A 13,257-nucleotide genomic window follows, 5' to 3' on the forward strand; every position below is an offset into this window, starting at 1 on the left:
GAGTTTATGGATTCCGGGCTTTTTTGAGTTTGATGGTGACGATAGTCTTCATTTATTAATAAAAGTTTACGACAAATTCTATTAATTTATCATTATCTTGTAAAAGTATATTTATACATGTGAATAGAGATAACTCACGATTCATATATTTTTTAATAATATCCTACAATAGGTTTTTTGATTGAGATCACCTTAAGAGTAGGTCTTGAGAGGCTGTTAAATGTCAAATTACGACAAAAATATCAAACAAATTACCGATAATAAATATACAAACTATGAAAATTGTGGTAGATTTCTAAATATTAAGATTTATTTTATGTGATCTTAATAGTAATAAAACAAACAGGAGGGAATACATTGGTCAAAAAGAGTTTTGCAATACTATTAATTTTATTGCTGACCCTATCAAATGGAGCATTTGCGGCACTTGGCCCAAAACAGCAAAAACCTAGTACATCAGGTCCTAAACCGATCTCAGAACAAGGTTTAGACTATGACGCTAAAGATAAAGTGCGTGTCATAGTAGAATTGGATGGGGAATCAGGCATTGAGTATGCTAACAAAAAACAAACAAGATACAAAGATTTAGAGGAATCGACTAAATCTAAACTTCAAAGTAAAGCGTTAGATGCTCAAGATACGATTAAAGGTCAAATGAATAAAGCAAAGGTAGACGCTAAATACCTGAATAGCTTTACAACAGTTATTAATGGGTTTAGTGCCGAAGTAGAATTCGGAAAAATCAAATTAATTGAAGGGTTATCAGATGTTCAAAGCGTACATATTGTAAACGAATATAAACGTCCAACTGAACAGCCTGAAATGATTTACAGTAAAGAACTTGTTCAAGCACAGGAAGCTTGGAGAGATTACGGTTTTAAAGGACAAGGAATGGTTGTTGGTGTCATCGACACAGGAATTGATTCCAGTCACCGTGATATGGTTCTTTCAGATGACACTGAAGTGAAACTTACTGAGGATGATGTGAAAGCTTCAGTTGCTGAAAATGATCTGCCAGGTAAGTTTTATACTGAGAAAGTTCCGTATGGCTACAACTATATGGATCAAAATACCGAAATCCGTGACCTTGGTGCAGGAGCATCCATGCACGGTATGCACGTTTCCGGTACCGTCGGAGCCAATGGCGATGAAGAGAATGGCGGGATCAAAGGGGTAGCTCCTGAAGCACAGCTCCTTGCACTGAAAGTATTCGGTAATGACCCTGAAATGCCATCAACATGGAGTGATATCTATGTAAAAGCCATTGATGATGCCATTCTTTTAGGCGCAGATGTTCTGAACATGAGTTTAGGCTCAACAGCATCTTTCGTATTACCGGATGATCCTGAGCAAAAAGCAGTATCCCGTGCGGTTGAAAATGGCGTCTTAATGTCCATTTCAGCTGGTAATTCCGCTCATTTTGGTAATGGATTCTACAACCCAATGGCGTCAAACCCTGATATCGGGGTAGCCGGTTCACCTGGAATTTCCAGCGAGTCATTACAAGTAGCTTCATTAGAAAACTCGAAAATCAACGTTGAGGGAATGAAGGTCTATTTCGATGACGAGCTTTATGGAACAGTAGGATATCAAAAGCAGGAAACACCAAACTTCTTAGACTTATTTAAAGATGAGAAAAAAGAAGTTGTATATGTAGGTACTGGTGAAGACTCCTTCTATGAAGGAAAAGATGTAGAAGGGAAAATCGTGTTTGTAGTAAGAACAGGAGGTTTCTTCTACGCTAAAATCGAAGAAGCAGCCATCAGACACGGTGCAGCGGGAGTCATTGTAAGGGGCGCAACAGGTCATGGAGACTATGTCAATATGGCCCTTGAAGCAAAAACGATCCCGATGATTTCTTTAAGCGTATCTTCTGGAAATGAACTAGAAGCACAAGTAAAAGCAGGCAAGAAAATGGAAGTAGTGTTCGACGGTTCTAAAGTAGCGGCCCTAAACCCTGCTGCGGACACAATGTCAACATTCACTTCATGGGGTGTAACACCGAACCTTGATTTCAAACCGGAAATAACAGCCCCAGGTGGAAAAATCTACTCCACATTAAACGATGACCAATATGGAATGATGAGCGGAACATCCATGGCTGCTCCTCACGTGGCCGGCGGTGCCGCATTGGTTCTTCAACGTGTGGATAAAGAATTTAAATTAGAAGGTGCAGCTCGCGTTAACATGGCGAAGAATATCATGATGAATACTTCTGAGCCAGTGATGGATAAGAGCTTGGTGAACAATGCCCTTGGATGGGAAAATCCATACTCCCCACGCCGTCAGGGTGCGGGTGTGATGCAGCTTCACTCTGCATTGGCTACACCGATTGTCGTAACGGATTCTGAAAGTGGGATCGCAAAGGTTGCTCTTAAAGAAGTGGACAACAATGTGAATTTTACTGTAGACGTAGAAAATTTCACGGATGAAGCAGTATCTTATGATGTATCTGCAAATGTACAAACGGACTTTGCAAATGAAGGATTCTTGGGATATGCTCCAGATGCACTTGAAGCACAAGAAATTCAAAACGCAAAAGTTACCATTACATCAAAAGATGAAGAAATCGATACTCTCGAAATACCAGCTAATTCAACAGTGAAAGTAAATGTGGCAATTGATCTTTCTGAAGCGAAAGTATATGGTGATGATATCGAATCCCTTGTCGACATTAACTCAGTCTTCAAAAACGGCTACTTCGTAGAAGGCTTCCTAACTCTATCCAGCGAAGGGGAACATGCGGCATCAATCCCTTACGTAGGATTTAACGGAGATTGGACAGAAGCTCCAATACTGGATGCGCCTCTTACAGATGAAGCGAATACATTCTACGGAATGACGGGACTTGCAGCTAATCTCCCAGAAGGATTGGATTTCCTTGGATTCAATCAATTTGCAGGTGAAGAAGGCAAGTACAATCAAGATCTTGCAGCGTTCTCTCCAAACGGAGACGGAGTGGCGGACTCAACTATACCGATTCTATCCTTCCTGAGAAATGCAAAGAAAGTCGAATACAATGTACTGGACAAAGATGGAAATCATTTACGTACACTACGTACCGAAAACCATGTACGTAAAAATTACTACGACGGAACACCAAACACACAATACACCATCAAATCAGCAAGCAGCTGGGATGGTAAGGTGAAAGATGCGTTAGTAGAAGAAGGCGACTACTACTACGAAGTAAAAGCCAAGCTTGACTTCCCAGGCGCAGAATGGCAGTCATTTAAGTTCCCTGTAAAAGTGGACGTAACAGCTCCAACGTTCAAAGTGGAATATAACAAAGCAACAAATGCCCTATCATTATCAGACATCAAGGATAAAGGTGTCGGAGTTGCTTACCTGGATGTACAGGTGAATGGTGAGTCTGAAAAAGCACTTGCCGGTGACTCAACAGCCTATTCTTTATCAACGGCTGCGAAAGACATCGATTTCGTTGATGTAGTGGCAGTGGACTATGCTGGTAACATGACAACGATTCGTGTTCCTGGTGTAGGCGATTCAACAATCCCTGATATCCACTGGATGACTCCTGAAGCACTTGGCGTGGTGGATACACTTGAGCCTGTCGTAACAGGTTATGTAACGGATAAAACAGGCATTAAAGAATTAGTGATTGACGGAAAGAAAGTAGAAGTTAAATGGAATGAAGAAAAGAAACGCTTTGAATTTGAAACGAAGTTATCGTTTGATTCAGACGGAGTGAAGATGGTCGATGTTTCCGTAGTCGATGGAAACGGCAATAAGATCGAATTCCAACGCAGATTCTTCGTGGATTCATCTGCACCAACTCTGGAAGTATCAAATGCACCGGCTTCTGTTGGAAGTTCAACAGATGAAGTCGATGTAAAAGTGAAAGTGAAAGATAATTTCGATGAAATCCGTCTTTACCAAGATGGAAGCGAAGTGTTCTACAATGAAATGGTAGAACCTTATGTAATGGAAGGCTACGAAAAAACGGTAGACCTCAAGCTTAAGTTGGTTGAAGGTGATAATAAATTCACGTTCAAAGCAACGGACCTTGCTGGTCATGAAGTAACGAAACAGATCACGATCAAGAAACAGGGTACAGTAATCACTGATCCGCAATTGCCTACTGATCCACCACCAAGTGGAGACGAGAATACAGTAGACAATAGTGTCGTAACAGAAGCAATCAAAGCGGCTGATTCAAAAGTAGAGCTTAATCTTGATCAAGGTTCGGCTGAGAAAGTAACGGCTGTCCTGAACAAAGATGCAGTCAAAGCTCTTGCTGACACAAACAAGGCGACTGTTCTTAACACGAAAGCCGGAAAAATCGAGCTTCCATCTAAGGTGTTAGGAGATCTCTACAAAGCTTCTAAAGATGGAGTGAAAGTATCTATTAATCAAGTAGATACAAAAGATGTTCCTAAAGAAGATTCAGTGACATTAAAATCTGAAGTGTATGATTTCAATATCTCTGTCATTGACGGAACTGATGAAATGAATGTGAAAACGTTCGCTGAGCCGGTTACAGTTGAACTATCCGTTAAAGGAAAAACGTTCGATGATAAGCGCAAAGCAGCGGCGTTCTATCTGAATGAAGAAACAAACAAATGGGAGTATGTCGGAGGTAAAGTGGCTGGAGACAACTTCGTCTTCCAAACGGGTCATTTCTCTACGTACGCTGTAATGGAAAGTGACAAAACGTTCAAAGATATTCAGAAGCACTGGGCACAGGACGAAATTGAGGTTCTTGCTTCCCGTATGATCACGAGTGGTAAGACGGAAGATACGTTTGCTCCTCAGCAGAAGCTGACACGTGCAGAGTTTGCGGTTCTTCTATCAAGATCGTTAAACCTTCCAATGACGTCATACGAAGGAATCTTTAAAGATGTGAAGGAAAGCAAAGCATGGGCGTATGCTGGTATTGAAGCAGCATATCGCGCAGGAATTGTAAAAGGAACTTTAGATGGTTCTTACAATCCGGATGCTGAAATCAACCGTCAGGAAATGGCGACGATGATTGTCCGCGCTGTGAAGTATCAAGACGAATCACTTGTGAAGGGTCTTGAATCCGATAGTAAGTTTAAAGATGATAGCTCAATCAGTGCATTTGCTAAAGAATCTGTTTACCAGGCAAATGAACTGGGAATCATCAAAGGACGTGCAGACCACAGCTTTGATCCGAAGGCTGATACAACACGTGCCGAAACAGCGGTTATGCTTTACAGAATGCTTAACGTGTTAGACGAAATGTAAGCATCACTGATAAAACCCGAAGCAGAATCTAACAGATCTGTTTCGGGTTCTTTTTTACCTAGGAAAGAGAATCCAACTATATTGCAAGTGATTAAATATTTAAAAATCATCTCCTCTAATCATGCCCCGTATTCAAGCCTTCTTTTTTACTAGCACCTTATAGACGTTCTGATTACCTACATCAATTACCACGACTTTAATATGAAAAATAGAGATAAAAGGAGGGGGATACCATGAAATACGCAAAACAACTACTAGCGATTATTGCTATGTTCATATTATTAGTTAGTTGTACCCATGACGATGGGCAATATGAACTGATAGCCAGTGAAAAGAGTTTACCAGCTGACTTTTATGAAATCGCATTTGTAAGAAAGGAAGTTCCCTTTTTTTATTATGGAGTTACAAAAGCTGAGAATCAGTCACAATACGAGAAGTCTTGGGACTTTTACAGACTAGAGAAGAAGAGGCCATCTGAAAATTTTAATGAAAAGAATGTGTTTTTTATTGGACTGGAAGAGTCAGGGAGTTGTCCGATTGAATTAGTTGATATTACAGTGAACTCAAAAAATGAAGCAATGACAATCGAGTTGAATGACTCAGGGGGAGCTTGTACAGCGGATGCGACACCAAGAACATCTGTGATAGAGATAGATAAAGATATTTCGAAGGACTTAAAGAATGCCATAATGGTCGAAGAAGATCTAGAAACAACGATTCCTATTGATTATTATAACGCTTTAAAGAATGATTAATTACCAGTGTGGATTACGTACGGATGTTCATATGAGTTGTAGTATCTGGATATACTTCTTGGCATGGGAGTAAAAAGTAGAAACCCCTTTGAACTCTTTACGGTGAGGAAGGGTACTCTCTTTTTCGTGGTAAAGTCGTTCAGGGATGAATGAAGATGTCACTGATGCTCTTTCAAAAATATAAAAATGCAGATTCTGAAAAGACTCTACACTTTTAAAGAATATTTAATTCACAGCCAGCTCTAATGAAGAATCATCAAAGATCTCAGTGATTCCGATAACCTATCAGAAAAAGTAAAGAAGGAATTTCGGTCTAGTACGCAATAAGTACCATCTAGTCATGACGTTTGCTTATGATTCCCTCACCTTAAACGGGATAAAAAATTTTAGCACTGTTGAAGCAGAGGGTACCAAGCGATAAATTAGGTAATGAAACCAAGGTCCGTCCCTCCAAACGAAAAACTCCACTTTATGAAGTGGAGTTTTTCGTTTTATGAGAGGAGCATTACATGCTATCTTGTTTGTTTAATTCGTACCCGGCGTGTGTTTCTTTCATGCCGATGACTTTAAGGAAGTGCTGGAGTTTTTTCATGCAGGTTTCTCCGAGATCTCCCGCGATTTCGAACCGATCAATAACCGCACATTTTTCGAAACTAGCAGTTGTAGCCTGTTGGGACTTTCGATACGTTACGCTGTTGTCTAAGGCGTAGGTTGAAACCATAGCTTCCCCGATCTTACAATCTCCTTTGGAAAACTCGAACTGAAATACAATCGACAAATCTACATCTGAATATAGAGGATTTACTTTCATGCTTATGCTTTTCATCATGAAGCCCCCTTTCTGTTATTGTACTTTTATCCTATCAGAAATTGTAAAAGGAGGTATTTCGGTCTAGTAAGCAATATGTTCAATATTAGATTAAATTGGGACCGTTTTATGCTGTTTTCCCGTTTTTATATAACTCTAGGAATATTCCTATAAGAATAAATAACAATGAATAAAAATACATTCATTCCGGAGTATATAAGTCGATACTGCCGTTTTAATGATGAGAATATGTATAAAAAAGCCCCGATTCAGAATCGGGGCTTCTCTCTTTAAAGAGTCTTATTTCTTCAAAAACATATAAATCGTCTTCGCTGCCTGAGCACGGTTTGCTTGCTGCTTAGGGGCAAATGTACCATTTTTATAACCGTTCATGAATTCTAATTCCATTGCAGCCAATACGTCATCTTTGAAGGTAGGAGAGATTTTCTTCCCATCTTTATAGGTGTTTTTCACAGATGGTTTGAATTCTTTCCCGGTCTTCGTATTATAAGCACGAACGAGCATCGCAGCCATTTGTTCTCTTGTGATTTGGCTGTGAGGAGCGAAGGTAGTGCTGTTGATACCCGTAGTGATTCCTGCTTCGTAAGCTGCGTTAATGTCATCAGTCAGTACACCGGCAACGTCTTTGAAGTGATTCTTACCTGAAGATTCCAGGTCCAATGTCCGTGCCAGTAAAGAAACGAATTCTCCACGCGTGATATTTCCTTCCGGTTCAAAAGTGGTATCGGTCTTCCCTTTGACGATTCCTTGTTCAACCAGGCTCATGATGTAGTCTTTAGCCCAATGATCATTTTTCACATCTTTGAAATTCTTGCCTGGAGTCGGAGTGTCGCTTTCTTTAAACTTGATGGAGTACTTACCAAAACCACTGTCCTGTTTACCTAGGAATTTGTACGTGCTTGAGTCCTTGATGTAATCCTGAGCTTTCACAGATGTTTCAAATACAACATTGGCATTCCCATTCACTGGGGCAAATGACCAGTTGCCATCAGCCTGAGGATCGATGGTCTTTTTCTCCATAATGTAGTCGATGATCACGTTACGGTTTTCATCTGGTGATTTGACGATGATTTCGGAGTTCTTTACTCCCGGGAATTTTCCGCTTGCACGATAGTTGTTCGTGGCAACGATGAACTTTTGATCCGGATCGATGGCTTTCCCATTGAATTCAAGATTCTTGATGCGGCTGGAATCTTTATTCACCAATACACCTTCAGCATCATATTTGGAAGGTTCTGTGACATCGATTTCATATGTCACTCCATCAATGATGTCAAAGTTATAGGAACGGTAGTCGCCATTCACAAGGTTTTGTTCTTCAGATGAAGAAGGATCGATTTGATTGAACTGACCGGCAGACATCTCTAACCATTCTTTCACGTCAGCACCGGTCAATAGCACGGCTTGAAGCGTGTTTGGATAGAGGTATAAGTCAGAAACGTTCTTAATGGCGATTTGACCGGCAGGGATGTCAGTGTAATAGTCAGGGTTCGCACGTGTCCCGGCTTTGAACGGAGCTCCTGCAGATAGGACAGGAATACCGTCATATTCGGTCCCTTTGATATACTTCTCGACATACCATTTCTGTGCATTTGTCACGATTTGTACGGATGGATCATCGCTTACAAGGGCGAAATAACTGTTGATTGGTGCAGTAGTTTCACCGACGGCACTGCGAACCCATTCAATCGTTGCGTCGTGCTCTGCTTTCACGGCATCAAGGATGGCCTGGTCTGCTTCAACAGCTGGTGTTCCGTCTTCTTTCAAGATGGAGCGGGTGGAAGCTTGGGTATTCGTTACACTCCATTTACCATCTTTCAGTTCAAGTTCAAGGTCAACCAGTCCGAGATGATCTCCCCATGAACCAGGCATAACGGACCCAACACCGTTGATGGTTCCTTTTTTCACGTCTACCCCTTCAATTCCGCTATACGAATCAGAAGGGAAAACCCCATGAGAATGACCGAACAGGATCGCGTTGATTCCCTCGACTTTAGAAAGGTCATACGTTGCGTTTTCTTCCATACCTTCCTGTGTCACGTTACCGATACCGGAGTGAGGAATCGCGACGATGACGTCAGCCCCTTCAGCCTTCATTTGCGGAACGAATTTGTTGGCTGTTTCGATGATATCTTTCGCGATGACTTTCCCTTCAAGATTCCCTTTATCCCACTGCATGATCTGTGGAGGAACGAATCCGATGACTCCGACTTTAATGTCGTGCTTTTCACCGTCTTCATCAACGACAGTCCGATCAAGGATCTCATATGGTTTGAAGTAGTTTTTGTCATTGTCTGGATTGCCATCTTGATCATCTTTGTACACATTGGCATTCACGTATGGGAAGTTAGAGCCTTTTAAAGATGTACCGAGGAAATCAAGACCATAGTTGAATTCATGGTTCCCGACGTTACCGGCATCATAGTTTAATAGATTCATTGCTTTGTAAACTGGGTGTGTTTCCCCATCTTGAAGGGGATCTTCTTTCGCTACGTAATCACCAAGCGGATTTCCCTGGATCAGATCTCCGTTGTCAAATAATAACGAGTTCTTAGATTCAGCGCGGGCCTGTTTAATCAGGGTAGCCGTTTTGGCAAGTCCATATTTATCTGTCGCTGTATCCTGATAGTAATCATAGTTGACGAGGTTCGTGTGGATGTCGGTTGTTTCGAGTATGCGAAGCTTAACGATGTCTTTGTCCATGACTTCTGCGTATGTAATGGATGGTGTGACCTGAGGAACAATTAAACCTAAAGCGAGAGCTGCACCAGCTAGTGTTTTCTTTTTCAAAAAAAATCTCCCCTTAATTGTGTTGTGTCAAACAGATTAATAATAGCATAGGAAGAATAATTAAAATAGTAAAAAAATAATAAAAATAGTTAATTATTATCATTTTTTTGTAAACGCTTGCGGAATATTGTTTTATATCAAAAAACCCCGCAGAATATGCGGGGCTTATTAACACGTTTACTTGGGAACGATCAGACCTTTGTTTTTAGCAAACGTCTCCATATCTTCCAATAGAGAATACTCCAAATTATTATCATTTGCATACTGAGTATTCAAATGGTCTTTGAGCTGGGACTTCGCATCAGCAGAAGATACCTTCAACGTGTAGCTGCTGTATTCGGATTCCCAGAAAGTAACAGTGGTTTGAAGGATTTCGTCTTTTACTGAAGCGTTGGAGTCCATCCAGAAAGAACCGTCCAGGAAGTACAGATATTCATAGTTCAGACGGACCATCAATTCATCCAGGAATTGACCCAGATTGTGGTTTTCGGTTGTCCCGTCGAAATTGATGAGTTGGACAGTTGTATCGTCAATCACTTTGACAGATTCCAGATTTTCAAGAGTGACGGTGTTGAAGGCAAGGACATTTAATGAGTTCTCAAAGTACTTATCTTCATCGATGGTGAAATTGTAGATCCATTTTGCGGCAGCGGCACGGTCTGCGGTTTGAGTCGGCATGAAGTAATTCTTGTTTCCTTCAGCGAATCCGATCTGTTCGGCAAATGCGACATGCGTATAAGCGAATTGAGAAATTTTATCTTCATCTTCAAAGTCAGACCAAAGGTTTGCGAGATGTGCGTAATCCTCCATCCCCATGGCACGGATGAACATGACGACCATTTCCTGGCGGGTGATCGGGTTATCGGCTCCGAAGAAGTCCGGACGAATCCCTTTCGTGATGCCGAAATCCACAAGAGCACCTACATAACGGTCTGCCCAGTCTTTGACATCTTTAAATTCTGAAGCGGATTCAGGTCTTTCCGGAAGTTCAAGGGCAAGTGCAAGCATCTTGGCGAATTGTGCCCGTGTGACTTTCTCCTGTGGACGGTAGGTCCCATCATTATAACCGCTGATAATGTTCTTGGATGAAAGTGCTTCTATATATGGCTTGGCATACGTACCGCCAATATCTGTGAAAGAAGCAGCAAATGCAGTGAGGTTAGTGGAAGCAAGTAAAATCAATGCAACGAATAACGAAATAAATCCTTTTTTCAATTTCTTATCCTCCGATAAATAAAATAGTTACCAGAATAATATATAACAAGTGTTACAATAGTGTAATAGGAATATTACAGTGTAAAGTTGGTAAATTCATGAAAAAAGGCATTTCCTTTAGAGGAAATGCCTTGTGTAAGTGAAATTGTATGAATTTGAATGATTTTTTGGTAACTTAGTAAAGAGTAGGCAGCTCAGCAGATGTCGGAGCAACCCCTGCAGCACTTGTAGAACCGACTCCAGCAAAGCTAAGAACAAGGATAGAAGCTGTTAAAAATGCAAAAATACGTTTTTTCATAGGACTTTCCTCCTTTTTCAAAAGTGTGAAAATTCGGTATCATATAAGCATACACCAATTGTTAACTATATTAAACCATAAATTCAAAGTCATTAAAAACTCATTCAGAGGTCTTTTAACCTAGTTAAACCCCATTTTATAGCCAATTTACATACTTTCCTATTTAAATTATAACTCTAGGAATATTTTTAGGAGTGAAACTATTGGACTTTTCAGCAATCGGGAAAAAAATAAGGGAATTGCGTAAAAATATCGGGTTATCACAAGAAGATGTAGCAGAAGGCATTTGTACGCAGGCCCAGATCAGTAAAATTGAAAAAGGGATTGTCTATCCTTACGCATCGACCCTTTATCAGATATCACAGAAGCTGGGAGTGGACGTCAACTACTTCTTTGATATTGGCATGACACCGAGACTCGATTATATACAGGAAGTGGAAAACCAGTTAAAGGTTTTACGTAGAAGCCTACAATATGAAGAAATGATGGATATTATCCGAATGGAAGTTGGGAATCCTCTCTTTTCCCATAATAAGAAAAACCTTCAACTATTACTATGGCATAAAGGGATTTACCAAAACGAGGTTCAAAGTGACCATATTAAAGCGTCAGAAACGCTTGAAGAAGCCATTAAACTGACTCAAATTTCGAATAAAGTGTGGTCTGAGAGAGAACTTGAAATCCTGATGACGATGGGAGCCTTTTATATAAATGATGATATTCATAAGGCTCTCGATATATTTAAAGAGGTGAAGGTCCACATCGAAGCTGTACCTCATCTGATTGATTTAACCATTATCACTAGGCTCTATTACCATATTGCAAGAGTACTGACGAGATTACAGAGGTTAGATGAATCCATTGAGTATTGTAAACGGGGAATCAATTGGTGCATTCAGAAGGACAATATGTTCGCACTGGGGGAACTTCACTACCATATTGGCTACAATTATGAGCTTAAAGGGGAACTCGACCTAACCAGGGACTATCTGAACAAGGCACTGATTGTATTCGAACTTCAAAAAGACGATAAATACGTCCAATTACTAAGGAACAAAATCAATGATCTGACCACCAAGGGGACGGAAACAGAGTAACGGGATAAAGAGACAGGTCCCGCCGCTAAGGAGGAGTGACCACATGGATTACACAGCCATCGGTAAGAAAATCGTCCAGATGCGAAAAGCCCTCGGTTTCACTCAAAAAGATCTTGCGAAAGGAATCTGTACGCAGGCCCTGATCAGTCGGATTGAAAAAGGGGACATTTATCCCAACGCCTCCACGCTTTATGAAATAGCGAATAAACTGGGTGTGAATCTGAATTACTTCCTGGAAGTGGGATCTACTCCGAGAATTGATTACATTGAAGAAGTGGAGAACCAGCTGACCCGTTTGAGAAAAGCCATGGAGTATGAAGAGATGATGGAGATTGTGAGGGTGGAAGAGAAGAACCCCCTCTTTCATACAAATCCTTCTCACCTTCAGCTTCTTTATTGGCATAAGGGCATTTACGAAAAGGAAGTTGAAAATCAAGGAGAGAAATCGTTTGCTACCTTAATACATGCGTTGAATATAACAGGAAATGACAAGAAGGCATTATCGGAAAGGGAGATGGAGATCATCCTATCCATGGGGGTCATCAAGTTCTCACTGCAGCAGTATGAAGAAGCGTTGACTCTTTATGATCGTGTGGCCCTTCGCCTGAAGACCCATCCCCATTTAAACGATATCCGGATCCAAACGAAGCTGCTTTATAACATCGCCCGGGTGCATACTCGTTTAAGGAATGACGAGGAGTCCTTGAGATACTGTAATGAAGGGATCAAGTGGTGCCTTGAAAATGAAAATATGTATCTGCTTGGAGAATTTCATTATCAAAAGGGGTATATCCTTGAACTTCAACATGACATTCCCGGTGCCATCAGCTACTTTAAAAAGTCCAGACTCATCTTCGAACTGCTGGAAGATCAGAAATACCTTCCCCTTATTTCTCAAAGAATCGAGCAATTGGAGGCGAGGGTGAATGGGCAGGACCATCGTTCAACTTAACAAATAGGCCGAGGAACGGAATCTCAGGCCAGCTTAACCTCCCCAATCTCTTCTAATCAAAAACTTTCCAATTTTTGGTTGTTTAACAGACA

Annotated in this window: 8 protein-coding genes; 4 read left to right on the forward strand and 4 right to left on the reverse strand. The window is 40.8% G+C overall.

From position 1 onward, the window contains the following. Positions 1-357 precede the first annotated feature (357 nt). A complete protein-coding gene (locus BVI01S_RS01485; protein ID WP_061808945.1) occupies positions 358-5,229 on the forward strand; it encodes a S8 family serine peptidase in 4,872 nt (1,623 codons plus the stop codon). Between the two features lie 233 nt (positions 5,230-5,462). Next, the gene (locus BVI01S_RS01490; protein WP_061808946.1) at positions 5,463-5,984 is read left to right on the forward strand and encodes a hypothetical protein; all 522 of its coding nucleotides are present in this window, start codon (positions 5,463-5,465) and stop codon (positions 5,982-5,984) included. A gap of 505 nt (positions 5,985-6,489) precedes the next feature. Here BVI01S_RS01490 and BVI01S_RS01495 read toward each other — a convergent pair. The 4 genes from BVI01S_RS01495 to BVI01S_RS23035 form a co-directional block, all read right to left on the reverse strand. After that, positions 6,490-6,813 (reverse strand): hypothetical protein, encoded by a 324-nt coding sequence (locus BVI01S_RS01495; protein ID WP_156477282.1) that lies wholly within the window; start codon positions 6,811-6,813, stop codon positions 6,490-6,492. A gap of 279 nt (positions 6,814-7,092) precedes the next feature. Then, positions 7,093-9,603, reverse strand: coding sequence for a bifunctional 2',3'-cyclic-nucleotide 2'-phosphodiesterase/3'-nucleotidase (locus tag BVI01S_RS01500; RefSeq protein ID WP_061808948.1), 2,511 nt, complete (start codon positions 9,601-9,603; stop codon positions 7,093-7,095). A 177-nt stretch (positions 9,604-9,780) separates the two neighbouring features. After that, positions 9,781-10,818 carry an S-layer homology domain-containing protein gene (locus BVI01S_RS01505; protein ID WP_061808949.1) on the reverse strand — a complete coding sequence of 346 codons (1,038 nt, stop codon included), beginning with the start codon at positions 10,816-10,818 and terminating at the stop codon, positions 9,781-9,783. Positions 10,819-10,993: 175 nt separating this feature from the next. Continuing rightward, positions 10,994-11,116: a hypothetical protein gene (locus BVI01S_RS23035; RefSeq protein WP_280512975.1), complete on the reverse strand. Its 123-nt coding sequence runs from the start codon at positions 11,114-11,116 to the stop codon at positions 10,994-10,996. 203 nt (positions 11,117-11,319) lie between these two features. Between BVI01S_RS23035 and BVI01S_RS01510 the strand changes: the two genes are divergently transcribed. Further along, positions 11,320-12,213 (forward strand): helix-turn-helix domain-containing protein, encoded by an 894-nt coding sequence (locus BVI01S_RS01510; protein ID WP_061808950.1) that lies wholly within the window; start codon positions 11,320-11,322, stop codon positions 12,211-12,213. Between the two features lie 43 nt (positions 12,214-12,256). After that, on the forward strand, positions 12,257-13,165 hold the full coding sequence (locus BVI01S_RS01515; RefSeq protein WP_061808951.1) for a helix-turn-helix domain-containing protein: 909 nt from the start codon (positions 12,257-12,259) through the stop codon (positions 13,163-13,165). The last annotated feature ends 92 nt before the right edge of the window (positions 13,166-13,257 follow it).

Origin of the sequence: Rossellomorea vietnamensis NBRC 101237 (genome assembly GCF_001591825.1) — a bacterium.
Taxonomy (GTDB): Bacteria; Bacillota; Bacilli; order Bacillales; family Bacillaceae_B; genus Rossellomorea; species Rossellomorea vietnamensis.